Raw genomic sequence first — 25,646 nt, 5'->3', positions numbered from 1 at the left:
ACCAAGCTAATCCTGACTAAAAAATTAGTCAAGCCGATTCCGCTGGAAATCCCGTGGACCGGCCGCGGGGCCGGGACCTACGCTGACGCGATCCAGAGGAGGGGATTTCCTGATGTCAACCCTGCAGGTCACCGTCGAACGATTGCTCGTCCATCCGCACGCCAACGCGGACCGGCTCGAGCTGGCCCAGGTCGGGCTGTACCGCGCCGTTATCGCCAAGGGGCAGTTCAAGACCGGTGACTATGCGATATACATTCCGGAGCAGGCGATCCTGCCCGAGGAGTTGATCACCGAGCTCGGGCTGACCGGGAAACTCGCCGGGTCCCAGAAGAATCGGGTGAAGACGGTGCGGCTGCGCGGGGAGGTCTCGCAGGGCATCGTCGGATTGCCGGCCGCGCTGGCCGGCGTCGATCTGGCCGCGGCCGAGGCCGATCGGACGGACTTCGCCGAATTGCTCGGCGTCACCAAATGGGTACCGCCGGTACCGGTCTCGATGTCCGGGCAGGTGGAGTCCGCGCCGGATCTGATCCGCTGGATCGACGTGGAGAACATCAAGCGCTACCCGGGCATCTTCGAGGCCGGGGAGCCGGTCGTCGCCACCGAGAAGATCCACGGCAGCGCCTGCCTGATGACCTATCTGCGCGAGGGCGATCAGGTGCTGGTGTCCTCCAAGGGACTCGGCGGCCAGTCGCTGGCGCTGGTGCCCGCCGACGGCAATCTGTACTGGCGCGCCATCCGGCAGTTCGGGCTGGTCGAGGCGGCGCGCAAGCTCAGCGAAGCGCTCGGCCTGGCTCGCGTCGGGTTCTTCGGCGAGGTGTACGGCGCGGGCGTGCAGGACCTGCACTACGGTGCGGCCGCCGCCCACGACGAGACGCTCGGGTTCGCGCTGTTCGATGTGGTGATCGATCCCGCGCCGGAGCCGGCGCGCTGGCTCGGCCATGCCGAAATCGGTGCTGTCCTGGCGGATCTCGGGGTCACCGTGCCACGGGTGCCGGTGCTCTACGAGGGTCCGTACGACGCCGAGCTGCTGCTGGACCTGGCCGAAGGCAAGGAGACCGTCTCCGGGTCGGAGGCGAATATCCGTGAGGGCCTGGTGGTTCGCCCGGCGGTGGAACGGCAGTCGCCGATTCTCGGCGGCCGCGCCATCGGCAAGATCGTCTCCAATGCCTACCTGTTGCGCGACGGCGGCACCGAATACGAGTGAGCGAGCGGGCGGCCCGATCACGGGCCGCCCGCCCATCGGCTCAACGGCAGAGCAGCAGGGCGGCGCGCAGATTGCGGGAGCGGACATCGTCCAGCACGGCCATGCCGAGCCGGTTCATGACATATCCGAAGCCCAGACCCGTTGCCGGGTCCGCGAATCCGAACGATCCGCCGTAGCCGGTGGTGCCGTAGGCGCGCTTGTCCGAGCCGAAACGGAAACTGCCCCGCGACTTCCGGAAACCCAGGTGGTAGCGGCTGGGCGTGAGCAGCACCAGATCCTCGGCCGGAACGTCATCGGCGGTCTCGGCGGACGCCAAGCGCTCCAGCACATCCCGGTCGACCGGCAGCTCACCGGTCGCTCCGGCGGCCGCGCCATAGACCCGCGCCAGCGCACGCGCCGTACCCACACCACCGGCCGCCGGGCTCTCCACGGCCAGGAATTCGCGCCGGGCCGCCCGCGCCGGCGCACCGACCTGCGGGCTGTTCAGCGCCTGGAACGACAGCCCGCGCTTGGCGAACAACTGAATCCCGATGCGCACCGGCAGATCCCGCTCATACCGCAGCACATCCAGTCCCTCGGTCGCCGACAGCTCCGCGACCCGGTCCATCGAGATCTCCTCGGGCAGGCCGATATAGAAGTCCAGCCCCAGCGGCCCCGCGAAATCCTCCGCGAATACCCGCCCCAGCGTCCGATGCTCCGGATCGACCCGCCGGATCAACTCCCCGTGATACAGCCCCGCCGTAATCGGGTGATACCCCTGCCGAGTCCCCGGCCGCCACAACGGTTTCTGATCAGCGAGAATCCTCGCCAGCCCATCCAGATCCCCCATATCCTGCAACCGCACCGGCCGATCCAGCGCCGCCAGCCCCGCCTGATGATCCAGCAGCTGTCGCACGGTAATCGACTCTTTCCCATGCGCCCCGAACTCCGGCCAATACTTCACCACCGGCGCCTCGTACTCCAGCAACCCCCGCGACACCGTCGCCGCCACCACGAACCCGGTCATCCCCTTGGTAGACGACCACACCGGAGCCATGGTGTCCCGCTCCCAAGCCTTCGTCCGCCTCCGGTCGCGATACCCCGCCCACAGATCCACCACCGGCCGATCCCCGTCGTACACGGCCACCGCCGCCCCGATCTCCCCATGCTGGGAGAAGTTCCGGCGAAAAGCATCAGCCACCGGCCCGAACCCGGACTCCACCTCGCCGTGGATCTCAACATGCGCACTCATGATGCCCAGATCGTATCGACCCCACCGAGCAATGCCACCCCAGCGACGACCGCCCCCACGCCCACCGAATGCCATCTCGCCGGTCGGGCCTGGATCGCCTGCTGATCGGGCTGCGTCGCCCTATGGACGAGCCGTGCCGCTCGGGGTCGGGCTGCTTCGCGTGGTGATCAGGCTGCCGCGGTGGCCGGGTATTGCGCCAGGAATTCGAGGATGGCGGCATGCCAGCGGTCCGGCTGCTCGATCATCACCACATGGCCGCCGGGGAGTTCGAGGTACTCGGCGCCGGGGATGGCGGCCGCTTGCTCGCGCGCGCCGGCGGGGTCGACGAGGAGGTCTCCGGACAGGCCGATGACGAGGGTTGGAACCGCGACGTGGGGGAGGTCCGCGGTGATGTCGACCGCGGCGACCAGGGCTGCCTGGGCGGCGGTGCCGCCCGGGACATCGGCGGCCATCTGGTCGAGCAGGCCGGGAAGCTGGTCGGCCGGAATCGCATTCACGAAGTCCGCGCTGAATCCGGCGAGCAGGGCGACGCGGGCGAACAGTTCCCGATCACCGGTGGCCAGCAATCGCTGCCACAGCTCCACATTGGCGCGCGCCCGATTGTCCGCTCGCGCGAAGCCGGCGGTGAGCACCAGCCCGCGCACCCGGTCCGGATGCCGTACCGCGGCGCGCACGGCCACCGCGGTTCCGAGCGAATAGCCGATGATCGTGAACTCCTCGGCTCCCGCCGCCACCGCCTCGGCCACCAGAGCATCGGCGAGCGAATCCAGTTCGAGTGGTGTGTCATCCGCGGGGTAGTCGGACCCGATCACGGTGTGCTGCGGCGCCAGCACCGGAATCAGCGATCCGAAGTTGGCCGCGATGCCGCCGCCGGCGCCGTGCGCGAGCACGATCGCCGGGCCGGAGCCGGTGACGCTGGTGGTGAGGACGGGGGCCGGTGCTGAAATGTTCGTCATGCCGCCGACGTTAGGGATTCACATGGGTGTGAAGGTCAATTCGATGTGCGGGAGGTCACAGTGCTGATCGGCGAGCTGTCCCAGCGAACCGGCGTCCCCGCCCGCCTCCTCCGCTACTACGAGGAACAGGGACTCCTTGTCCCGCACCGCGACTCCAACGGCTACCGCACCTACGACGATTCCGCCCCCGCCACCGTCACCCGCATCCGCGACCTCCTCGAGGCGGGTCTCCCCACCCGCGCCATCCGCGAACTCCTCCCGTGCGCCACCGACACCGGCTACCAGCATTGCGCCCACTCCCGAAAAGTGGTCGCCGACGGCCTGTCCCACCTCGAATCCCAGATCGAGAACCTCACCCGCCGCCACACCCTCCTCGCCCGCCACCGAGAATCCCTCCTCGCCAACCCTGTCAACCCCGAACCGGCCATCCACCCCGAACTCGCCGCGGACGCGTAATCGCTCGCGAGCCCCGATACGAACCCGTGGGCAGCGGTCTCGCGCCTGCCGGGCGGTGGCGAAGCTGCGGCTGTGGCCGGAAACCCGTGGCAGGCGGACAATTCGGGCATGGCTGAGCGTGAGCCGCCTGCGGGGCCGGGGTTCGTGGTCTTCACCATCTGCTGGCTTGTGGTGCTGGTGATTGTTCCGTATTCGATCGCCGCGTCTGTGCGGGAAGGGGGCGGCGGGTCCACGGCGGTGCTGCTGACTTGGCTGGTAGTGGCTCTTGTGCTGGTCGGGTTGTATTACGGCATTACTTACGTCTACCTCGCGGAAGTGGATCCGAAGCCGACCGAGGTTTGCGAGGACGATGAGGAGGATGAGGGCGGTTGAAGTCGCCGGGTGGGTGAAGTCGGTGCCGTTGGGTAGCTGACGGGTGGGGGACACGTGGACCCTGTGCGGGTTTGCGGGGTTTGACCAGGTAGCGTGGCCGTACGTGCCGGGACTGAATCGGATTACCGCGTCATTGCTGCGGACGAAGCCTGTTGAGCAGCTCGCCTCGGATGGGGAGCACAGCGCATTGCGCCGGAGTATGGGGCTGGTTCCGCTGATCGCGTTGTCGGTGGGGGCGACGCTGGGGACGGGAATTTTCGTGGTGCTGGGGGAGGCCGCGCCGCTGGCCGGGCCGGCGGTGGTGATCTCGTTCGCGATCGCGGCGTTGGCGGCGTTGTTCTCGGCGCTGTCGTATGCGGAGCTCGCCAGCGCGGTGCCGGTGTCGGGGTCGGCTTACTCCTATACCTATGCGACGTTGGGCGAGATTGTCGCCTGGGTCTGTGGATGGTGCCTGCTGCTGGAGTACGGCGTTTCGGTGGCGGCGGTCGCCGTCGGGTGGGGCTCGTATTTGAACGAGTTCCTCGGTTCGACGATCGGGTGGCGGATTCCTGAAGCGCTGTCGGCCGCGCCCAGCGAGGGCGGCATCATCGATCTGCCCGCGGCGGTCGTCGTGCTCATTGCCACCGCGGTGCTGTTGGAGGGCGTGCGGGAGAGCGCGCGGGTCACGACCATCACGACGCTCATCAAGATCTCGGTGTTGATCTTCTTCGTGGTTGTGGCCGTGACCGCCTTCCACTCCGATAACCTGCAGCCGTTCGCGCCCGCGGGTGTCGCGGGTATCGGGGCGGCCGCGTCGATGGTGTTCTTCTCGTTCATCGGCTTCGATGCCGCGTCGACCGCGGGTGAGGAAGCCAAGAATCCGCAGCGGGATCTGCCGCGCGCCATCATCATCTCGCTGGGCATCGTCACGCTGGTATACGTGCTGGTGGCGCTGACCGCGGTCGCGGCGGTCGGCGTGGACGATGTGAGCAGCTCGGGCGCCTCGCTGGCCACCGTTCTCGAGCAGGTGACCGGAAAGGGTTGGCCCGCCACCATTCTCGCTGCGGGCGCGGTGATCGCCATCGCGTCGGTGGTGCTGACCGTGCTCTACGGCCAGACCCGCATCCTGGTGGCGATGTCCCGCGACGGGCTCATGCCGAAGGTGCTCTCGCGCGTCGGCGCCAAGCGGGTGCCGACCATCAACACGCTCGTCGTCGGCGGCGTGGTCGCCGTCCTCTCGGCGCTGGTCCCGCTGGGTGAACTGGTGAACGCCACCAATATCGGCACCCTGGTCTCCTTCGCCCTGGTGAATATCGGCGTCCTGGTGCTGCGCCGCACCAAGCCGGATCTGCCCCGCACCTTCCGCACCCTGGTCCCGCTGGTCCCGGTGCTCGGCGTCGCCATGTGCGTCTGGCTGCTGGCTCACCTGCCCGGCGTGACCTGGCTGGCCTTCACCCTCTGGTCGGCCGTCGGCCTGGTCGTCTACTTCACCTACGGCCGCCGCCGCTCCGCCCTGAACAAGCCCGCCCGCTCCGAACCCCCCGTCCCCGAACCCCTCCCATAAAGCTCGTAGGCTCTTGGTGTGCGAGCGCTGGAGCAGATTCAACGGTGGCCGGTTCGACATGCGGCGGCGGGTGTCGCGGTCAAGGACAGGGGAGTGGTCGACTCCGAGGGTGATCTCGATCGGGTGTTCCGGCTCGCGTCGGTGACCAAACCCCTTGTGGCGTACGCGGTTCTGGTCGCCGTCGAGGAGGGCGCGGTCGAACTCGACCAGCCTGCCGGTCCGCCCGGCTCCACCGTGCGGCATCTGCTGGCGCACACCTCCGGCCTGGCCTTCGACACCACCGAGGTGCTGGCCGAACCGGGCGCGCGACGGATCTACTCGAGCGCCGGCTTCGAGGTGCTGGCCGACTTCGTGGCCGCGCAGACCGGGATCCCGTTCGCCCGCTATCTGCACGAGGCCGTCTTCGAGCCGCTCGGCATGAACTCCTCGGCGCTCTCGGGGTCCGCCGGACACGCCGCACGCTCCTCGGTCGCAGACATGCTGCGGTTCGCTGTCGAATTGCTGAATCCCGAGATCGTGAGTGCGGAATTGCTCGCCGAAGCATCCACAGTGCAATTCCCGGATCGCAATGGCGTGCTCCCGGGCTACGGGTCGCAGCGTCCCAACGACTGGGGCCTGGGCTTCGAAATCCGCGATCACAAATTGCCGCACTGGACGGGCGGTTCGAACTCGCCCGGAACATATGGCCATTTCGGACAATCCGGTACTTTTCTGTGGGTTGACCCGGACGTCGGCATGGCGTGTCTGGCGCTGGCGGACGAAAATTTCGGTGACTGGGCGCGGATGGCGTGGCCGACCCTCAGCGATGCCGTGATCGCGGAGTTTGCGTAGAACTCCGACACGTCCAAGAAGTAACACTCGTAACTCCGGGCACTCCAGTAAACTCGGGCAACGCCGGCTCTCGGGGTCGTTGGGGAAGACGTCCCTCGTCGAAGCCGGAGGTGTCAGTGGTGCGCGCGTCTAGTCAGTTCGCCGAGGCGACGTCTGGAGTCGTCTACATTCATGCGTCGCCGGCCGCGCTGTGCCCGCATATCGAATGGGCGCTCACCTCGACGCTCAAGGCGCCCGCCAAACTCCGCTGGACCGCGCAGTCCGCATCCTCGGGAAGTCTGCGTGCCACCACCGATTGGTACGGTCCGGTCGGTACTGGGGGCCGGTTAGCCAAGGCATTGCGAGATTGGCCCGTGCTCTACTTCGAGGTCACCGAGGACCCCAGTGAAGGCGTGGACGGCGAACGCTATAGCTTCGTCCCCGGCCTCGGTCTCTGGAACGGCGCCATGAGCGCCAATGGCGATGTCATGGTCGGCGAGATGCGCCTGCGCGCCATTGTCGAATCGGCCCGCGCTCAGGGTCGCCACTCCGCCTCCGACATCGCCGCCGAAATCGACCGCGCCCTCGGCACCGCCTGGGATGATGCCCTCGAGCCCTACCGCCTCGGCGGCGAAGGCGCCGAGATCACCTGGCTGCGCCGCGACGTCGGCTGATCCGGCGGCCGCGGCGACCTGCCCCGCTGTGTGACCCCGCACGAATCGAGCGCGCCGAGCCGCTCCACCCCGGATGGTCTCGAACCGGTTGCCACGAAAGGAGTTTCCCTTGAAGCGGTGGACCAGTAGTCCACTCACCCTGATCGCCGCCGGCGCGCTCGCCCTGACCCTGGCGGCCTGCTCCGACGATGCCGACTCCCGCGAGGGCCACACCACCCCCGCACCCAGCACCACCGTGCGCGCCGACGACACTCCCACCCTCGGCGATCCGGTCCACTGCGGCACCGGCCCCTTCGGCCTCGCTGTAGTCGCGTTCACCACCAAGGGCCCCGACTTCTGCCCCACCGCCCTGGCCGTGGTCAACGCCTACGCGGAGGCTCGCAACCAGCAGCCCGAGGGCGATATCCCCGTCACCGTCGACAATATCCGCTGGGTCTGCGGCGAACGCCAGGGCGATCCCAACCCCTTCCAGCAGTGCGCCAGCCAGAACGAATCCCAGGACAAGGTCCGCCTCATCTCCTGACGGCTAGCCGCTGTTGCGCGGCACCCCGGCGCAGTCGATCGGCTCCGCGTGCGCCGGATCGAGCGCGTTCAGAATGTGCTGTCCGACAATCGGATCGGCGGCCATGAAGATGTGCTCGCTGAAGTCGGCGGGACAGGCGTCCTGGACCACGATATTGGTGATGTTCGGCGCGGGCGGCGCCATGCCGCTGGTGTAGGGGATGACCGCCTCGTCATAGCGGGTCATGATGTTGGTGTACTCGATGCTCGCCGGGAACGGGTCGCCGGCATTGACGGTGTTCAAATAGTCGGAGCCGGACAGGAAGTCGAGCACGGACTTGCTGAAGACCCCGACGACGGCATCGGTCACCGGTCCCAGTCCGATGCCGTTCAGCGCGTGGTACAGGTGATTCAGCCCGAGCAGGGTGGAGCCGTTCCACAGCGGTGTGATGTTGACGGACTTGGCGACCTTGGCATGCCCGCCCAGCACATTGATGTACCAACGCGGCATCACCGTCCCCTGGGAGTGGCCGATGAGATCGACCCGCTCGGCCCCGGTGGCCGCGAGCACGCGATCGATGAACGGCGCCAGCTCGTTCGCCGCCACCGCGCGCATATCGGCATGCCCGGGTAGCGACAACCCGCCGAGCATCCCCGCGACCGTGCTCGGATCGATGCCGTAGGTCAGCGTGAACACGCAATACCCGTTGTTGGCCAGCAAGGGTGAGATGTACCGGTAGTTCTGCGCGGGCCCGCCGCTGGTGCCCGAGATCAGCACCACCGGTTCCGGGTGTGCCGCACCGGGTTTGCAGTTCCAATCGTTGGCCCCCGGGGGCGTGCCGCGAAAGTCGATCACATGCGGCAGGATCCCGGCCAGATTCTCCACCGGACCCCATGGAACATGATGGGGCGGTGCGGGTTCCGCCGCCGCGCGGGCCGGACCGTACCCGAGCGCGGCCAGGATGACGAGCACCGGCGTCAGCCATAAAGTTAGAGAGCGCATGGTATCTAAAGTAGGGTGACGCGCACCACTCACTCTATGGCCGTACGCCGGAACACGATTCGAGAATGTGTGCGTCCGACCAAGCCGGCGTGATGAACGCCCGGCTAGCGGGCGCGCAGCATTCGACCCGCAGCCTCCACCGCCGGACCGGAACTGCCGGCGTCGCTGATGAATACGGCGAACGCGAGATCGCCGTCGATGCCGACGAACCAGCCGTGCGCATGTTTGTCGTCGATGTACTCGGCGGTGCCGGTCTTGCCCAGCAAGCCCGGGATATCGCGCAGGGCCGTGGCGGTGCCGCCGGTAATCGTCTCGCGCATCATGGTTTTGATCTGCTCGGCAATGCCCGCGGGCAGTGCCGCTGGTACGCGGTCCGGGGTGCCGGGCTGCCCGGCGACAATGGCCGGAGCGGGCACGGAACCATGCGCGATGGAGGCGGCGACGAGCGCCATGCCGAAGGGCGTCGCGGTGACCTTGCCCTGCCCGATCCCGGCTTCCACGCGTTCGGCCGGGGTCTCGGCGGGCGGCACCTTCCCGGTGACGGTGGTGAGTCCGGGTGTGACGTAATCGATTCCGAGGCCCAGCTGGGCCGCAGCATTGGTGAGCCCGTCCGCGGGCAGCTGCACCGCGAGCTGACCCATGGTGGTGTTGCAGGACTGGGCGAAGGCGGTGTGCAGCGGGACCTGGCCGAGGTCGAAGTTATTGTCGTTGGGGATGCGGCGGCCTTCGATATTCGCGCTGCCGGGGCAGGGGACGACGGTATCCGGGGTGACGATGCCCGCTTGCAGCGCGGCGGAGACGGTCACCGTCTTGAAGGTCGAGCCCGGCGGGTAGAGCCCGGTCAGCGCGATCGGGCCTTGCGCGTCGGCGGCCGAATTCTGGGCCATGGCAAGCACATTGCCGGTGGAGGGCTGCACGGCGACGATCGCGGCGGGCTGCGCGACCGGGGCGAGGGCGGATTCGGCGGCCTGTTGGAGAGCGAGGTCGAGCGTGGTCCGAATGTCCGTGGTCGCCTTGGGATCCTGTCCGGCGATACGGACGGTGCTGCCATCCGCGGTCTTCGCCCGCACCGCCCAGCCGGCGGCGGCGTCGGTGTTCTGCTGCCATAGCTCGGCGAGGCCCGAGAGCGTCGGCGAGGCGAGCGACTTGTCGGTGGTCAGCAGCCGGGTCTGCGGCGCCAGGGTGACATTCGGCAGGGCCGCGAGTTGCGCTTCGATCGGGGCCAGATCGGCGGGGCGCAGGGTGATCGCGGTAATCGGCTTCCCCTGTGCGCCGTCCTGTTCCGATTGCAGGGAGGCGGCGGTAATGCCGGGGGCGATGGGGCCGAGCAGGCTCGCTACCGCGCCGGTGTCCGCACCGGGCGCGAGTTGCACGAGGGTGACGACCTGCTGGGCCATGAGCTCGCCGCCCGTCGAGTCGAGTACCCGGGCGGGCTGTTGCGGATAGGAGGGGCCGTAGGACAGCGGACCCTGATCCAGGCCGGGTGCGACGGTGGCCGGATCCCAGTGCACTTTCCAGCCGTCGGACTCGGCCGCGGTGCCGGAGGTGGTGTAGGACCACTCGTGCTCGCCGCCGGTCCCGAGCTTCCAGGTGGCGGTGAGATCGAAAGTGCCTTTGTCGCCGTCCTTCCCGGACTCGCGCACCTCGAAGCGCACCTCGTGGCCCAGCCCGTCGTAGAGCCCGCCGAGCGCGGTCGAGGCGGCGTTCGGATCATCGGTCAGCGCCGCCGCGGCCGCGACATCATCGGCGTTCAACGCCTCGGCGAACTGCCGGGCGACCGTCTCCGGCTGCTCCGGGCCCGAGGAACAGGCGGCCAGTGCCAATGCGGGCACCGCGAGCAGGGTGACAATCCTGGTGGGGGTACGCACCGTCGCGACCCTACCAACCCTTCACGTATTAGCAGGCAGACGCGCTCGGCCGAATGATGCACCGAGCATCATGCCGACTCGGGTACCGCCGGCCGGGTGGCGGCATCCGACATCGGATCCGGATCGTCGAGAGGTTCGACCCGCTCGCCGACCAGGATCCCGGCGACCACCGCCACCGCGAGTTGCGCGAACAGGGAGCGATACCAGGGCGGGCGCACCGGAGCCGATTCCGTGGGCTTCTCGAGTGTTTCGGACATGCCGGAACGCTAGAAGCGGCATGTGAAGCCACGATGTCCACGTTGTTGCCCACGGCAACCAAATCCATATACCCGCCCGCCGTCCCACTCGGCGGGATGCGTGCATAGTCGCCGCCGGATTGGGTACTCCACCTTCAAGAACGCGGGCAGTCTCAACGGCGAGACCGCCCGCGTTCCCTGTTCGTACTGCTTACAGCGGAATGTTCTTGTTGTGCTGGGGCCGGGCCGGGGCCGCGGCCAGCGCTGCGGCAATGGTGGAGCGGGTCTTGGCCGGGTCGATGACCTCGTCCACGACACCGATGGCGATGGCGCGTTCCACACCGCCGGCGATCCGCTCGTGCTCCTCGGTCAGCCGCTCGATCAACGCCTCGCGCTCCTCCTCCGGCGCGGCGGCGATGGCCTTCTTGTGCAGGATGCCGACGGCGGCCTTGGCGCCCATGACGGCGACCTCGGAGCCCGGCCAGGCGTATACGGCCGTCGCGCCCAGCGCGCGGGCGTTCATGGCGATGTAGGCGCCGCCGTAGATCTTGCGGGTCACCAGGGTCACCCGCGGCACGCGGGCCTCGGCGAAGGCGTGCAGCAGCTTCGCGCCGCGGCGCACCACACCCTCCCATTCCATGCTCACGCCGGGCAGATAGCCCGGCACGTCGGTGACCACGATCATCGGAATGCCGAAGGCATTGCACAGCCGCACGAAACGCGCTGCCTTCTCGGCGCTTTCGGAGTTCAGGCAGCCGCCGAGGCGAATCGGGTTGTTGGCCAGCACGCCCACGGTGCGCCCGCCCAGACGACCCAGGCCGGTGACGATGGAGCGGGCGTACCCGCCCTGCAGTTCCTCGAAAGAGCTTTCCTCGCCGACATTGTCGAGCAGTTCGTGAATGATCGGCTTCACGTCGTAGGCGCGCTTGGCCGACTCCGGCAGCATGGCCTTGAGGTCGACATCGCCGTGCGCCGCCGCGGCCAAATCGAATTCGCCCTGCTCGGCGAACATCGACACCAGCCGCCGCCCGCGGTGCATGGCATCGGCCTCGTCATCGGCGACGATATGGCACACGCCGGACTTCTTGCCGTGGGTGACCGGCCCGCCCAGCGTCGCCATATCCACGTTCTCACCGGTGACGCTGCGGACCACGTCCGGGCCGGTGACGAAGATACGGCCCTCGGGGGCCATGATCACGATATCGGTCAGCGCGGGACCGTAGGCGGCGCCGCCGGCCGCGAAGCCGAGCACCACCGAAATCTGGGGGACCTGACCGGAGGCGCGGACCATGGCCTCGAAGACCAGTCCGACCGCGTGCAGCGCCTCCACACCCTCGGCGAGGCGGGCGCCGCCCGAATGCCACAGTCCCACAACGGGAATCTTGGACTCGATGGCCGTATCGATGGCATCGACGATGTGCTTGCAGCCCTCGACGCCCATGGCGCCGCCCATCACGGTCGCATCGGAGCAGTAGGCGACGGTGCGCACGCCGTCGACCTCGCCGATGGCGGCGAGCACGCCGGACTTGTCGCGGGGATGCAGCGGGAGCACGGTGCCGGGATCGAAGAAGCGCTGCAACCGGCCCAGCGGGTCACGGGGATCGGTGGCGGTATCGGCATGCGCGGGAGCCATGATGGTCATCGCAAACTCCTGGTGAGAAGTGCGGTCGCGGAAAGCGGCTGCGAATGTCAAAGTCCCGGCGGGGAACTCGGTGCGGGATCGCCATCCGAGCCCCCGCCGGGACCGCTTGTCTTACTGACCGGATCTGGTGTCAGTACCGGCCGAAGGCGAGCGCGACATTGTGCCCACCGAAACCGAAGGAGTTGTTGATCGCGTACTCGATGTCCTGGCGGCGAGCCTCGCCGTGCACGACATCCAGGTCGATCTCCGGATCCTGGTTGTCCAGGTTCAGCGTCGGCGGGACGATGCCGTCCCGGATGCTGAGGACCGTGAGCACCGACTCGAGCGCGCCGACGGCGCCGATCGAGTGGCCCAGGGCGGACTTGGGCGCGTAGACCGAGGCGTGCTGGACGCCGGCCTTGTGAATCGCGTTCTTCTCCGCGGTGTCACCGATGGGGGTGGCAGTCGCGTGCGCGTTGACGTGGGTGATGTCCTTGGCGGACAGACCCGCGGTCTGCATCGCGCGCTGCATGGCGCGTGCCGCACCGCTGCCCTCCGGATCCGGCGCCACCAGGTGGAAGCCGTCGGAGGTGATACCCGCGCCCAGCAGACGGGCGTGGATGGTGGCGCCACGTGCCTTGGCGTGTTCCTCGGTCTCGATGACCATGAGCGCACCCGCCTCGCCGAAGACGAAGCCGTCGCGATCCTTGTCGAACGGACGCGAGGCGCCCTTCGGATCGTCATTGCGGGTGCTCATGGCGCGCATCATCGAGAACGCGGCGATCGGCACCGAGTCGATGAAGCCCTCGACGCCACCGGTGACGACCATATCGGCGTCACCCATGACGATCATCCGCCACGCATTGGCGATGGCCTCCGAACCCGACGAGCACGCCGAGACCGGAGTGATCACTCCCGCCCGCGCCTTGAGCTCGAGACCGACGACCGCCGAAGGACCGTTCGGCATGACCATCTGAACAGCCAGCGGCGAGATCTTGCGATAGCCGCCGTTCTTCAGCTTGTCGACCGAATCGATGAGGGCATCGCCGCCACCGAGACCGGTGCCGATGGCCACACCCAGCCGCAGCGGGTCGACCTCCGGGGAGCCGGCGTTCTTCCAGACCTCACGACCGAGGACCATGGCGAGCCGCTCGACATAAGCCATGCGGCGGATCTCGACGCGATCCAGCAGCGTGTCCGGCGACACCTTCAGGTGCCCGCCGATCCGAACCGGAAGGTTGTACTCCTCGATGAAGTCGTCCTCGAGGACGTCGATCCCGCTCTCGCCGTTGAGCAGGCCCTTCCACGTCGCATCGACGTCACCGGCGATCGACGTGGTCGCCGCCATGCTCGTTACGACGACGTTGGGGAAGTTCCCATTCAAGGTGGAAGGAGTGGTCACGTGTCGGCCTTACTTGTCGCCGAACTTGGCCTTGAGCTCCTCGGCCGCGTCCGCGTTCTCGGCCTCGAGCTTCTGGATGTAGGCCACCGCGTCGCCGACGGTCTTCAGGCTCGCCAGGTCCTCGTCGGGGATCTTGACGCCGTACTTGTCCTCGGTCTGAACGGCGATCTCGACCATCGACAGCGAGTCGATGTCCAGGTCGTCGACGAAGGACTTCTCGATGGTCACCTCGGAGGGCTCGATGCCGGTCACCTCTTCGATGATCTTGCCGAGCTCTTCGACGATCTGTTCCTGGGTCAGAGCGGCCACTGTGGTGGCTCCCTTCTTGTCTTCGTGTAGTGGGGATGTGGGGTGTTGATTTCCTGCCGCGGTCTACGCGCCCCATCGCCGTTGGTGGAGCAGACCGCGAGTCAAGCTAGTCCGCGGCTGTGAGTTCTGCCAGCGCGGGGAGGTCCGCGGGTGTCTTCAGCGCCAGGTTCGGGGTGCCCTTGAGCTCCCGCTTGGCGATGCCGACCAGGGTGCCCGCCGGCGGCAGTTCTGCCACCGCGGAAACGCCTGCCGCGCGGATCGTCTCGGTGCACAGGTCCCAGCGCACGGGGCGGGTGACCTGCGCGGCGAGCTTGTCGATCGCATCCTGGCCGGAGGCGACCGGCTGGCCGTCGAAGTTCGACAGCAGCACTCGCGTCGGCTCGCCGGGCACGATCTTGGAAATTGCCTCCGTGACAGCGTCCTGGGCCGGAGCCATGAACGCGGTGTGGAAGGCGCCGGCGACCGGCAGCGCTCGAACGCGAGCCTTCTCGGGCGGGTTGGCCGCGAGTTCTTCGAGCGCCCCGAGCTTACCCGCTGCCACGATCTGACCCACCGCATTGCGGTTGGCCGGGATCAGGCCGAGTTCCTCGAGCCGGGCGAGCACGACGGTTTCGTCGCCGCCGAGCACCGCCGACATGCCGGTCGGCTCGAGTGCGCACGCTTTGGCCATCTCCGCACCGCGGAGGGCGGCCAGGGCCACGGCGTCGTCGGCGGAGATGACTCCGGCGACGGCGGCAGCGGCGAGTTCGCCGACCGAATGACCGGCGACGATGGTGTCCGCGGGAAGCGATTCCTGCGGGATTTCCGCGAAAGCAAGCAGGGCAGCCGCGACGACCAGCGGTTGGGTAACCGCAGTATCGGTGATCTCTTCAGCGGTCGCAGTGGTGCCCAACCGCAGCAGGTCCAGCCCCGAGGCCTTCGACCACAGCGCGATGCGATCGGCAGCGCCGGGAAGTTCGAGCCAGGGGGTGAGCATGCCGGGTGTCTGAGAGCCCTGTCCAGGGGCGAGCAATGCGATCACGCCTCTAAGAGAACACTGTGAGGCCGGTCTCCAGAGATGTCGGCACGAATGAAGCTTCCGGAGGTCTTTTGTGGGGTGTCCACAAAAGGGGAGGTGAGTTGCGCCGATCGTCCGATTCGGTGGACGCGTTACATCCCCTCTTTCGGATCTGTGACAACTGGGATCTCTGAGGTAGGAGTAGGTGATTCGTTACGGGTTCGTGTCAGCCTGCCTATGGTGGCGGCGATACGTAACACGTAGGCATCGCGCGGATTCATCGGATCGCGACCAGTGATGTCGGCCACGCGCTTCAACCGATAACGCACGGTATTTGGATGGATGAACAGTTGCCGAGCGCAGGTCTCGACCGCTCCACCGCAATCCAGATAGGCGTCCAAGGTATTGGACAGGTCCGCGGCGGCGGCCAACGGTAACACAATGTTGTCGTTGAGAGCCTCCACTGCGGCGCGATCGCCGAGCAGGGCTCGCTCGGGTAGCAATTCCGAGGCGTGCACCGGGCGTGGCGCGCCGCGCCAGCCCACCACCGCCTCCATACCGGCCATGGCCTCCACCGAGCTGATGTGCGCGGCGGACAGGGTGCGCGTCGTGGGGCCGATGACCACGGGGCCGTCGGAGAAGACCTCGCCGAGCAGGTCGGCCAGGAAGGGGGAGGGGTACATGGTGTCGCCGAGATGGCCGCTGACGACCATCACCAGGCGGGTGCCCTGCACGACGGCGAGGGCATTGCGGCCGTGCCGGGCGGCGATGCCGTGCACCGAGCCGACCACGGCGGCCACCTGATCCTTCGGGGGCGTGCCGACGAGGACCGTCGCGGGGGCGGTGGCATCCCAGTTGAGAGTCGCCGCGCGGGAGAGCATTTCGGGGCCGGTGTCGCCGCGCACCACGGCGTCGACGACGAGGGCCTCCAATCGGGTGTCCCACGCGCCGCGGGACTCCGCCGCGCTGGCGTACACCGAGGCGGCCGCGAAACCGAGCTCACGCCCGTATCGCAGTACCGCCTCGGTGAGCGCCACCAGCTGCCGGTCGTTGCGCGCCAGCGCCGGTAGCCACTGTTCGAAGAACTCCATGGCCACCCGGACCATGTCGACGGTCTGGCGCAGCGTCAGCCGCCGCGCCAGATCGTCCGGGATGACCTGGAAAGCGTCCAGGCTGAACCGGATATCGCTTTCCGGGTCCTGCAACCACTCGAGGAAGTTCACCACCGCCGTCTGCACCAGCAACTGCACGCCGGCGCGTTGCGCGGCATCCAGATTGGCGAAGAACGGCAACCGCTCCTGCATCGAGGCCACGGCCTCGGTGGACAGCCGGCCCGAGAACTGCTTCACCCGCTTGAGCAGCGTGTCGGGAAGCGGATCGCGGGTCTGCCGGTTCGGGGAGAGCGCGCCGGTCGGGAGGTAGACCTCGTGTTCGGAGGAGCCTTCGTTGATCCGGCGCGGCCTCGGCGGTTTACGTTCCACGGTGTTAATCGTGCGTTATGCGTCGCCACCCTCGGAACCGGGTGCCGCCTTCGGTGCGGCGTTCACATCGTCGATGCGGTACTTCGCGGCGGCCTCGGCGGCCTTGGCCTGGTCGATCTTGCCTTCGGCGGCCAGACCGGACAGCGCGGCCACCACGATCGAGGCCGCGTCCACGTTGTACACCCGGCGCGCCGCGGGGCGCGTGTCGGAGAAGCCGAACCCGTCGGTGCCCAGCGAGATGAACCGGCCCGGGACCCACTGGCGGATCTGATCCGGCACCGCGCGCATCCAGTCCGAGGCGGCCACGAACGGGCCCTGCGCCTGCGAGAGCACCTGCGTGACGTACGGCAGGCCCGGATCCTGTTCCGGGTGGCGCAGTTTGGCGATCTCCTTGGCCAGGGCCTCCTTGCGGAGCTCGCCCCACGAGGTCACCGACCACACGTCCGCCTGCACGCCCCACTCCTCGGCCAGCATCTGCTGGGCGCGCAGGCCGTCGGGCATGGTGACGCCCGCGACCAGGATCTGCGCGCGGACCTCGCCGGCGGCGCCGGGCTTGTAGAGGTAGATGCCCCTGAGCAGGCCCTCCACATCCAGGTTCTCCGGCTCGGCCGGCTGCGGCTGCGGCTCGTTGTAGAGGGTGATGTAGTAGAAGATGTCCTCGCCGCCGAACTCGTGGTGCTGCGAGTGCGCCTCGGGATCGGTGCCGGGCAGGGCCTCCTGATAGCCGTTCGACACGCCGCCGCCGTACATGCGGCGCAGGCCGTCGCGCACGATGTGGGCGATCTCGAAGGCGAACGCCGGATCGTAGGGCACACACGCCGGGTTGGTGGACGCCAGCAGCAGCGAATGACCGTCGTTGTGCTGCAGGCCCTCACCGGTCAGCGTGGTGCGGCCGGCGGTGGCGCCGAGCACGAAACCGCGGGCCATCTGATCCGCGGCCGCCCAGATGCCGTCGCCGGTGCGCTGGAAGCCGAACATCGAATAGAAGATGTAGAGCGGGATCATCGGCTCGCCGTGCGTGGCGTAGGAGGTGCCGACCGCGGTGAAGCTCGAGGTCGAACCGGCCTCGTTGATGCCCTCGTGCAGGATCTGGCCGACGCTCGACTCCTTGTAGGCGAGCATCAGTTCCGCGTCGACCGAGGTGTAGAGCTGGCCGTTGCGGTTGTAGATCTTCAGCGACGGGAACCAGGAGTCCATACCGAAGGTGCGGGCCTCGTCCGGGATGATCGGCACGATGCGCTTGCCGATCTCCTTGTCGCGCAGCAGTTCCTTCATCAGGCGGACGAAGGCCATGGTGGTGGCGACGGACTGCTTGCCCGACCCCTTGCGGATGGATCGGTAGGGCTCGTCGCCCGGCAGCGGCAGCGGCTTGGCCTTGGTGCGGCGCTCGGGCAGGAAACCGCCCAGCTGCTTGCGGCGGTCCAGCATGTACTGGATCTCCGGGGCGTCCTGGCCGGGGTGGTAGTACGGGGGCAGGTACGGATCGCGCTCCAGCTCCGCATCGGTGATCGGAATGCGCTGCACGTCGCGGAACGCCTTCAGATCATCGAGGGTCATCTTCTTCATCTGGTGCGTGGCATTGCGGGCCTCGAAGTGCTTGCCCAGGCCGTAGCCCTTGATGGTCTTGGCGAGAATGACCGTCGGCTGGCCCTTGTGCGCCATGGCCGCCGCGTAGGCCGCGTAGATCTTGCGGTAGTCGTGGCCGCCGCGCTTGAGGTTCCAGATATCGCCGTCGGACAGGCCCTTGACCAGTTCCTTGGTGCGCGGGTCGCGGCCGAAGAAGTGCTCGCGGACGTAGGCGCCGTCATTGGCCTTGTAGGTCTGGAAATCGCCGTCGGGGGTGGTGTTCATGAGGTTCACCAGCGCGCCGTCGCGGTCGGCCTGCAGCAGGGCGTCCCATTCGCGGCCCCACACCACCTTGATGACATTCCAGCCGGCGCCGCGGAAGAACGACTCCAGTTCCTGCACGATCTTGCCGTTGCCGCGCACCGGGCCGTCGAGGCGCTGCAGGTTGCAGTTGATGACGAAGGTCAGGTTGTCCAGGCCCTCGTTGGCGGCGACCTGGATGAGGCCGCGCGATTCCGGCTCGTCCATCTCGCCGTCGCCGAGGAAGGCCCACACGTGCTGATCGGCGGTGTCCTTGATGCCGCGATCGTGCAGGTAGTGGTTGAAGCGCGCCTGGTAGATGGCGTTCATCGGGCCCAGACCCATGGAGACCGTGGGGAATTCCCAGAAGTCCGGCATCAGCCGCGGGTGCGGGTAGGAGGACAGGCCGTGGCCGGGCCCGCCGTGCGAGTACTCCTGGCGGAAGCCGTCCATCTGGTCTTCGGACAGGCGTCCCTCGAGGAACGCGCGGGCGTAGATGCCGGGGGAGGCGTGGCCCTGGATGAAGATCTGGTCGCCGCCGCCCGGGTGGTCCTTGCCGCGGAAGAAGTGGTTGAAACCGACCTCGTACAGCGCCGCCGAGGACGCGTAGGTCGAAATGTGGCCGCCCACACCGATACCGGGCCGCTGCGCGCGGTGCACCATGACCGCGGCGTTCCAGCGGATGTAGGCGCGGAAGCGGCGCTCCACCTCCTCGTCGCCCGGGAACCAGGGCTCGTTCTCGGTGGGGATGGTGTTGACGTAGTCGGTCGAGGTCAGCGCGGGGATCGCCACGCGGCGCTCCCCGGCGCGCTCCAATAGCCGCAGCATGAGGTAGCGGGCGCGGCCCGGACCCTCGCGGTCGAGCATCTCGTCGAAGGAGTCCAGCCATTCGCTGGTCTCCTCCGGATCGATGTCCGGCAGGTATGACGCCACCCCCTCGCGGATCACTCGGACCCGGCCCCCCGCCGGGGGTTTGCGCGCCGGGCCGTTTGTGGGACTCGACGAAGAGATCGGGTGCATCAGGTCGGTCAAGACATTTGCTCCTCGTACACAGGGGTGGGACATCATGGCGTCAGTACCCCGGGTAGCCGCTGATGGACGGCATACCCGTAACGATTGGTTTGGGGCGCATCTCACATCCTCGTGCATGATGCGTCCCAGGTCATCATGTCAGCCGGAAATCCAGTACGGTCTCCAGGGAACCGGCCTAGGCGGAACGGGGAGGACGATGAAGCTGCTGAACCCGCGTGGGTTCGGGATGTTTTGCACTACTGCGACCCTTGGCGCGGGATTGGTTCTCGTAGGTTGCGCCAACTCGGTCGAGGGTACCCCGACAGCCGATCAGGCTGCGGCCACGTCGTTTCGGGCCGAAGCGGCCTCCTCTTCGGCAGCGGCTACCTCGTCGAAGAAGGCCGCCGCCCAAGCGAAGGCGATAGCCGACAACTGCAATCCGTTCCGCACCACCACCGGGACGGCAGTCGACCGCTACAACGACTTCGTCGACGCCCACGACGGCAATACCGCGGACCAGGCGCAGAAGCGCGACACCGCGGCCAATGCCCTCGACGACGCGGCGCGCACCGTGGAAACCCAGGTGAACGCGTCGGGCGCGGACCTGCCGACGGACCTGGCGACGAAGCTGACCGACTACGTGAACGCGGCCCGGGCGCTGGCGGCGGAGGTGCGGAAGATGTCGTCGACGTCGTCGGTGGCGCCGCTGAACGAGGCGAGCCGCACGGTCAACGACGCGCTCAATGCGGTACGGAGCACCTGCCCCGCTCGCTGACGACTCGCATCGGCCGATGCGAAGCGAGCTCTGTGGGTTGGCAGCGCGCACGAGCCGACGCGAAGCGAGGCTCGCTATCCGCATGAGACGATGCGAAGCGAGCCTTGCGGGATGACTCATGCGCTGGAGGCGATGCGAAGCGAGCGCGCGTCTGGTGAAACCGGTTGTGAGCGGGGCGAATATGGGCGGCGTGTCGGGCGAAATGTGTCCGGCGCGGCGTGTCGGTGCACAGACTCTCGGGTCTCACATAAGACATTTAGGGTGCGAATTCGGTCGATCGGCTTGCGCTGAAGCCCATAACCATGTTCGCTTGCAACTACCTATTGTCTCGGGAGTTGAGGAGGACACCACCGTGGTCGCCGCGGCGGACGCGCAGAACTACGCTCAGAAGCTTGGCATTGCACACGGCATGGTGGTTCAGGAACTGGGCTGGGACGAGGATACCGACGACGACCTGCGGGCGGATATCGAAGAGGTCGTCGGCTCCGAACTCCTGGACGAGGACACCGACGAGGTGGTGGACGTCGTACTGCTCTGGTGGCGGGACGGCGACGGCGACCTCGTGGACGAGCTGATGGATGTCATCACTCCTCTCGCGGACGACGGTGTCGTCTGGGTCCTCACCCCCAAAACCGGCCAGCCAGGGCATGTCGACCCGAGCGAGATCGCAGAATCGGCCACCCCGGCCGGCCTGACCTCCACCACCCCGGTAAGCCTCGGCACCTGGACCGGTACCAAACTCACCCAGCCCAAAACGCCCTCGAAGCAGCGCTAACTCGCGTCTTCGCTAAGGTTTTCGCCAGACGGCGCTCACCCCCGGTGAGTCGCCGCCTGCCCGAATGCCCGACAGATGGAGGTTCCCGCATGCCACTAGAGGTCGGCGTAGTCGCCCCGGACTTCACCCTGAAGGACCAGAACAACCAGGAAGTAACCCTCTCGTCCTTCCGCGACAAGAAGAACGTCCTGATCGTCTTCTACCCCCTCGCCTTCACCGGCATCTGCCAGGGCGAACTCTGCAAGGTCCGCGACGAACTCCCCAAGTTCCAGAACGACAACGCAGAAATCCTCGCCATCTCGGTAGGCCCCCCGCCCACCCACAAAATCTGGGCCGCCGAACAGGGCTACACCTTCCCCCTCCTCTCCGACTTCTGGCCCCACGGCGCAGTAGCCCAGTCCTACGGCGTCTTCAACGAAAAATCCGGCTACCCCAACCGCGGCACCTTCGTAGTAGACAAGGACGGCATCATCCGCTTCGCCGAAATGAACGGCCCCGGAGAGCCCCGTGACCAGCAGGCTTGGGAGAAAGCGCTCACCGCGCTAGATTCATAGACCGTTGCGCCGTCACACCCGGCGCACCCGGGGCGTATAGCTCAGCGGTAGAGCACTGGTTTTACACACCAGCGGTCGGGGGTTCGAACCCCTCTGCGCCCACCATGAGAATCTTGTTCGGACCACCGCCCGGCGGTCCGAACAAGATTTCCCATCAGATCTCGGATCGATTCTGTTCGAGCTGGCTTTGGGTGGTTGTGCGCAGTATTGCCGGATGCAGGATTTCTGCGGGGCCGCGGCAATAGAGCGCTGCGGGGCGGCCACCGTGGCGGTTGGTCTGCTCCCCGGTGGGGATCAACGCTCCCTGTGTGTTAGTGATCTTGCGGTGAAAATTCCGCTGGTCCAAGGTTTCGCCCCAGACGATCTCGTAAACCCTGCGGAGCTCGGTGACGGTGAACTCCGCTGGGCAGAACCGGGTGGCGAGCGTGGTGTACTCCAGTTTGTTTCGGGCTCGCTCGACCGCGTCGGAGATGATCTGCTCGTGGTCGAAGGCCAGCCGGGTGCGTACCGAACCGCCAGCGGACAGTACGGATTCGACGGGTAGCCATGCCGCCGCACGCGCGTCGCCGCCTGCTTCCGGTGCTGGAAGGTCGGGAACGAAAGCCAAATAGCAGACGGTCACCACGCGTCTGCGTGGATCCCGGTTCGGTGAACCATAGGTGCGAAGTTGCTCCAGGTGTGCGTGGCCGAGGTCCAGGCCGGTCTCTTCGGCCAGTTCACGTTCTGCCGCTGTGTCCAGGTCTTCACGGTTGTTGTCGAGGAATCCGCCGGGCAGGGCGAGGAAGCCTCGCCACGGTTCGATTCCCCGTTCTACCAACAAGATCTGCAGCCGGCCATCCCGCACAGTGAGTACAGCAAGGTCGACCGCGATGGCGACTTCGGGGATTTGCCAGCTGTTTTCGGTCATGTCCGCCTCCTCTTCGAGACTTTACGTCCTATTGACGTAAAGCATACAGGCGGATAGCGTCGCTCAGCGGAGGGGCTCGATGGATGCTCCGCTCCGATCACGTTGGGGAGAAACAATGATCGTGATTCTGACTGCCCTCGGTGTCGAACAGGACGCCGTTCTGGGGCATCTGGTCGACATCGAAGTGCATGCGCACGACAAGGGCACTTTGTTCGATGTGGGTACCATCGCCGGACGTCCAGGGCATCGTGTGGCTGTGGGGATCACCGGGGCGGGTACCACCAGTGCGGCGGCGCTCACCGAACGTGCGCGAGCCGAATTCTCGCCCGCTGCAATGATGTTCGTCGGCATCGCCGGTGGCTTGCGAGACTGGCTGGCCATCGGTGACGTGGTGGTGGCCACCAAGGTGCATTCGTACCAGGGCGGTCGCAGTGAGGATGATGCGTTTCTGGTGCGGCCACGTTCGTGGGAGCTTTCACATCGGATCGACCAGGTGGCTCGGCGGCTGCGCAGAGGCAATAGCTGGTACAGCTCGCTGCCAGAGCGCGAACGAGCGGCCGAGCCCGATGTGCACTTCGAGCCGATCGCAGTGGGGGATGTGGTGTTGAACTCCACCACATCGGAACTTGCTCGCCGCATCCGCTCTTCCTTCAACGACGCGATCGCAGTGGAAATGGAGGGGTCAGGGTTCGCGCATGCGGCCGCCCTCGGCGATCACGCGCCTGCGGTTGTGGTCCGCGGTATCAGTGACCACGCGGACGGGATGAAAGCGAGTGCGGACCGCGCAGGCGGTCAATCGATCGCCGCGCAAAATGCTGCTGCGTTCGCCATTGAGCTGGCCGTTCTCCTCGACTCGGAACCTGATCCGACGCCAGCCCCGCCCATTCCGCCGGCATCGACCTTGCCGGCGATCAACAGCAAGGTGATCGCGCGTGATCAGGCGAAGGTCGACAAGCAGGTTGGTGTGCAGCTCAACTGGGGGCAAATATGAATGCAGCCGTTCACCCCACACAAAGTGGAATATCGGTGGACAGCGACGTCACCGCGACCGGCGAAGCGCATGTCGGACAGCAGGTTGGTGTGCAACTCGACGGAGCCGTTCTACACGATGCGACGTTCTACACCTACGTCTCCGGCGATTCACCGGACCACAGGCAAGATGTGGCCCGGGCGCACATCGACGGCGGCAGTCCCCGCCAAGCGGAGGAAATCCTGCGCGATCTGGTCATGAACGGTCACGCGACCACCGAACGCGCCTACCTCTATGTCCTTTCGGTGCTCAGCGACCGTCCGTTCACCGACATCACCGCCGAGCAGTCACGCGATATCCGCATCGTCATGAGCATGGCTGCAAAAGAGCCGAGAGATGATTGGCAGGAAGCGCTCGAGGTAGTCGACAGGCTGCTGCGTTACGCCATCGCGGAGTTCGGTCAGGGATCTGTCGAGCAGGAACTGGCGTCCGCGCTGCAGATGTTCGGCGCATTGAACGCGGATCGGCAAGACGAGATCGCCAGGCACATGGACCTGATTCTCGGTGGCGCTGTGCAGGAGCGGCTTACCGGTGAGCGCAAACACCAGGTCGCAGTGGAACGGATGAGTGGCAACCGGGCCAGGCGGGCGTGGAAGTTCTTCGAAGCTGATCCTCGACCACCGGCGAAATGGTTGACGCCGCCGACTCCGTCCTCGGTTGCCGACTGGCGGGACGCGGTCTTTGGATCTGTCGCACTAGCACTGGCGATGGGGTCCATGCTGCTCGATGGGATCACCGTCATCTCCCTGATCGGGGTGGTATCCATCGTGGTCGGTTGCTGTCTGGCGATACGTTGCACCACAGTGTGGCAAACCCATGTGCGGCATACGGATAGCGCGTGGGCGAATTGCGTGCCGCGGCCCGATCTGCAGGAGACGGAGTTTGGCAAATTGGTCGATAAGTGTTTTCGGGATGGGGATTCCAGCGGTCTGTGGGAAATTTCAGCAGGCTATCGAGAATGTCTCAAACGTAGGCTTCAGCAGCAGTACGATGCTGACGACTGTCGCTCCGCCGAGCTGAAGTGGCTGATCATGTGGCATGACACGCGGTTTGGGCGACAGTACTACTATCCAACGGCAGAGTCATCCGGTACGCAACGGGCCGCAAACCTGCGGATCATTGGCTTAGTGGTGTGGGGAAGCGTACCAATCTTATTGGCGGGCATCGGCCACTTCATGGCCCTTCTCCTCGCGGTTGGCGGCTGGTGGGGTATTCGCGGTATCGCTCGCATTCGCTCGGTCTCACGAGTACGAGGTCTGCTTGATCAGGATGCTGAAGTGCTCCTAACCGAAGAATTGACAGAGTATTACTGGTGGATCCAAGCTCTGGCTGACCGTCCGACCGATGCGGAGATGGCGCGCTGGCTGGCCTTGGACAAGACTCACCTCAAGAATGATGCGCTGCGGCGAGCGAATCTTCGCGAACGTGACCTGGTGACGCACGTGGTGATGACCGAACGGGCGCCCTACGCCCGCAAAGCCAGGTTCATCGACGGGCCGCCCCGCTATGAGGCCTATCTGGTTCATGTCTTCCTGCTCACTCAATACGGAATGCGAACTACGCGAACATATTTGAATTTCACCACCGGCGATGTGCGAAATGAACAGCGCCAGATGTGCACGTATGATGCTGTCGCATCGGCTTCTGTAGTGGAGAAGGGAATTCGGAAGTTCCGGGCCGACGGGCATCCCTCAACCGACAACCTCACCAAGCGAGCGTTTCGTCTGATCCTGCTCAACGGCACCTGCATCGCCGAAGTCCGGGAGTACTCCCGAGAGACAGGAGATGGCGGAACGGTGGCGGGTGACGAGCCTGAGGATGCGAGATACGCGCAGTTCTCGGCATTCGAGAGCGCCTTGCAGATATTCGAAGCGGTGGCCACCGAGGGCCGGGACTGGATTGCTCGTGACCGGGAGCGCAGACAGCGGTGGGCGCGAAATTGGTGTACAAGTTCTCCGTCGGCAGGAGGCGTGCGGACGGGCGTGACCTACACCAGAACAAACTGAGATACCGCTAGACCTGGATTTCGTGATCAGGTCCACGTTGTCGTGGAACAGTTTGTGG

At 66.6% G+C, this 25,646-nt stretch carries 24 protein-coding genes and 1 tRNA gene; 13 read left to right on the top strand and 12 right to left on the bottom strand.

The annotated features are described in order from the left end of the window. Positions 1-112: 112 nt before the first annotated feature. The gene (locus tag ACYQ5L_RS28120) at positions 113-1,204 is read left to right on the top strand and encodes an RNA ligase (ATP) (protein ID WP_459961249.1); all 1,092 of its coding nucleotides are present in this window, start codon (positions 113-115) and stop codon (positions 1,202-1,204) included. A gap of 40 nt (positions 1,205-1,244) precedes the next feature. Here ACYQ5L_RS28120 and ACYQ5L_RS28115 read toward each other — a convergent pair whose 3' ends face one another. Continuing rightward, complete coding sequence (locus ACYQ5L_RS28115) at positions 1,245-2,435, bottom strand: serine hydrolase domain-containing protein (RefSeq protein ID WP_459961248.1); 1,191 nt, start codon at positions 2,433-2,435, stop codon at positions 1,245-1,247. 167 nt (positions 2,436-2,602) lie between these two features. Then, positions 2,603-3,391, bottom strand: a complete 789-nt coding sequence (locus ACYQ5L_RS28110; protein ID WP_459961247.1) for an alpha/beta fold hydrolase — start codon at positions 3,389-3,391, stop codon at positions 2,603-2,605. Between the two features lie 45 nt (positions 3,392-3,436). On the opposite strand from ACYQ5L_RS28110, the gene ACYQ5L_RS28105 reads away from it, so the two are divergent. The 6 genes from ACYQ5L_RS28105 (at position 3,437) to ACYQ5L_RS28080 (ending at position 7,769) form a co-directional block, all read left to right on the top strand. Then, complete coding sequence (locus ACYQ5L_RS28105; RefSeq protein WP_459961246.1) at positions 3,437-3,847, top strand: MerR family transcriptional regulator; 411 nt, start codon at positions 3,437-3,439, stop codon at positions 3,845-3,847. 108 nt (positions 3,848-3,955) lie between these two features. Next, a complete protein-coding gene (locus tag ACYQ5L_RS28100) occupies positions 3,956-4,219 on the top strand; it encodes a hypothetical protein (RefSeq protein WP_459961245.1) in 264 nt (87 codons plus the stop codon). 103 nt (positions 4,220-4,322) lie between these two features. After that, positions 4,323-5,762 (top strand): amino acid permease, encoded by a 1,440-nt coding sequence (locus ACYQ5L_RS28095; protein WP_459961244.1) that lies wholly within the window; start codon positions 4,323-4,325, stop codon positions 5,760-5,762. 18 nt (positions 5,763-5,780) lie between these two features. Continuing rightward, on the top strand, positions 5,781-6,593 hold the full coding sequence (locus ACYQ5L_RS28090) for a serine hydrolase domain-containing protein (protein ID WP_459961243.1): 813 nt from the start codon (positions 5,781-5,783) through the stop codon (positions 6,591-6,593). Positions 6,594-6,712: 119 nt separating this feature from the next. Continuing rightward, positions 6,713-7,246, top strand: coding sequence for a DUF3145 domain-containing protein (locus ACYQ5L_RS28085; protein ID WP_459961242.1), 534 nt, complete (start codon positions 6,713-6,715; stop codon positions 7,244-7,246). A 109-nt stretch (positions 7,247-7,355) separates the two neighbouring features. Continuing rightward, positions 7,356-7,769 (top strand): hypothetical protein, encoded by a 414-nt coding sequence (locus ACYQ5L_RS28080; protein ID WP_459961241.1) that lies wholly within the window; start codon positions 7,356-7,358, stop codon positions 7,767-7,769. A gap of 3 nt (positions 7,770-7,772) precedes the next feature. On the opposite strand, the gene ACYQ5L_RS28075 is transcribed toward ACYQ5L_RS28080, so the two are convergent. From ACYQ5L_RS28075 to aceE, 9 genes are all read right to left on the bottom strand, one after another. Continuing rightward, complete coding sequence (locus tag ACYQ5L_RS28075; RefSeq protein ID WP_459961240.1) at positions 7,773-8,750, bottom strand: esterase/lipase family protein; 978 nt, start codon at positions 8,748-8,750, stop codon at positions 7,773-7,775. A 104-nt stretch (positions 8,751-8,854) separates the two neighbouring features. Continuing rightward, positions 8,855-10,618: a penicillin-binding transpeptidase domain-containing protein gene (locus ACYQ5L_RS28070; protein ID WP_459961239.1), complete on the bottom strand. Its 1,764-nt coding sequence runs from the start codon at positions 10,616-10,618 to the stop codon at positions 8,855-8,857. A gap of 68 nt (positions 10,619-10,686) precedes the next feature. Continuing rightward, on the bottom strand, positions 10,687-10,875 hold the full coding sequence (locus tag ACYQ5L_RS28065) for a hypothetical protein (protein WP_459961238.1): 189 nt from the start codon (positions 10,873-10,875) through the stop codon (positions 10,687-10,689). 190 nt (positions 10,876-11,065) lie between these two features. Continuing rightward, positions 11,066-12,496 (bottom strand): acyl-CoA carboxylase subunit beta, encoded by a 1,431-nt coding sequence (locus ACYQ5L_RS28060; RefSeq protein ID WP_459961237.1) that lies wholly within the window; start codon positions 12,494-12,496, stop codon positions 11,066-11,068. Between the two features lie 130 nt (positions 12,497-12,626). Next, positions 12,627-13,877: a KasA/KasB family beta-ketoacyl-ACP synthase gene (locus tag ACYQ5L_RS28055; RefSeq protein WP_459961236.1), complete on the bottom strand. Its 1,251-nt coding sequence runs from the start codon at positions 13,875-13,877 to the stop codon at positions 12,627-12,629. Positions 13,878-13,886: 9 nt separating this feature from the next. Beyond that, a complete protein-coding gene (gene acpM, locus ACYQ5L_RS28050; protein ID WP_067541463.1) occupies positions 13,887-14,186 on the bottom strand; it encodes a meromycolate extension acyl carrier protein AcpM in 300 nt (99 codons plus the stop codon). A 106-nt stretch (positions 14,187-14,292) separates the two neighbouring features. Further along, positions 14,293-15,207, bottom strand: a complete 915-nt coding sequence (locus tag ACYQ5L_RS28045) for an ACP S-malonyltransferase (protein ID WP_459961235.1) — start codon at positions 15,205-15,207, stop codon at positions 14,293-14,295. Positions 15,208-15,335: 128 nt separating this feature from the next. Then, positions 15,336-16,634 (bottom strand): PucR family transcriptional regulator, encoded by a 1,299-nt coding sequence (locus ACYQ5L_RS28040; protein WP_379196374.1) that lies wholly within the window; start codon positions 16,632-16,634, stop codon positions 15,336-15,338. Between the two features lie 45 nt (positions 16,635-16,679). Continuing rightward, on the bottom strand, positions 16,680-19,550 hold the full coding sequence (gene aceE, locus ACYQ5L_RS28035) for a pyruvate dehydrogenase (acetyl-transferring), homodimeric type (protein WP_459963567.1): 2,871 nt from the start codon (positions 19,548-19,550) through the stop codon (positions 16,680-16,682). A 208-nt stretch (positions 19,551-19,758) separates the two neighbouring features. On the opposite strand from aceE, the gene ACYQ5L_RS28030 reads away from it, so the two are divergent. The 4 genes from ACYQ5L_RS28030 to ACYQ5L_RS28015 all read left to right on the top strand — a co-directional run bounded on the left by ACYQ5L_RS28030 (position 19,759) and on the right by ACYQ5L_RS28015 (position 21,750). Further along, positions 19,759-20,316 (top strand): hypothetical protein, encoded by a 558-nt coding sequence (locus ACYQ5L_RS28030; protein WP_459961234.1) that lies wholly within the window; start codon positions 19,759-19,761, stop codon positions 20,314-20,316. 352 nt (positions 20,317-20,668) lie between these two features. Next, positions 20,669-21,091, top strand: coding sequence for a DUF3052 domain-containing protein (locus tag ACYQ5L_RS28025; RefSeq protein ID WP_379196378.1), 423 nt, complete (start codon positions 20,669-20,671; stop codon positions 21,089-21,091). 89 nt (positions 21,092-21,180) lie between these two features. Next, positions 21,181-21,645 (top strand): peroxiredoxin, encoded by a 465-nt coding sequence (locus tag ACYQ5L_RS28020; protein ID WP_459961233.1) that lies wholly within the window; start codon positions 21,181-21,183, stop codon positions 21,643-21,645. 30 nt (positions 21,646-21,675) lie between these two features. Next, positions 21,676-21,750 (top strand) — tRNA-Val (locus tag ACYQ5L_RS28015). Positions 21,751-21,799: 49 nt separating this feature from the next. Here ACYQ5L_RS28015 and ACYQ5L_RS28010 read toward each other — a convergent pair. Beyond that, a complete protein-coding gene (locus ACYQ5L_RS28010) occupies positions 21,800-22,552 on the bottom strand; it encodes an NUDIX hydrolase (RefSeq protein WP_459961232.1) in 753 nt (250 codons plus the stop codon). Between the two features lie 115 nt (positions 22,553-22,667). Between ACYQ5L_RS28010 and ACYQ5L_RS28005 the strand changes: the two genes are divergently transcribed. Beyond that, positions 22,668-23,543 carry a 5'-methylthioadenosine/S-adenosylhomocysteine nucleosidase family protein gene (locus ACYQ5L_RS28005; RefSeq protein WP_459961231.1) on the top strand — a complete coding sequence of 292 codons (876 nt, stop codon included), beginning with the start codon at positions 22,668-22,670 and terminating at the stop codon, positions 23,541-23,543. Between the two features lie 35 nt (positions 23,544-23,578). Next, the gene (locus ACYQ5L_RS28000; RefSeq protein WP_459961230.1) at positions 23,579-25,588 is read left to right on the top strand and encodes a hypothetical protein; all 2,010 of its coding nucleotides are present in this window, start codon (positions 23,579-23,581) and stop codon (positions 25,586-25,588) included. Positions 25,589-25,646 lie beyond the last annotated feature (58 nt).

It is taken from the genome of Nocardia sp. IFM 10818 (genome assembly GCF_054655275.1).
This window is presented reverse-complemented; position numbering and strand designations above follow the sequence as displayed.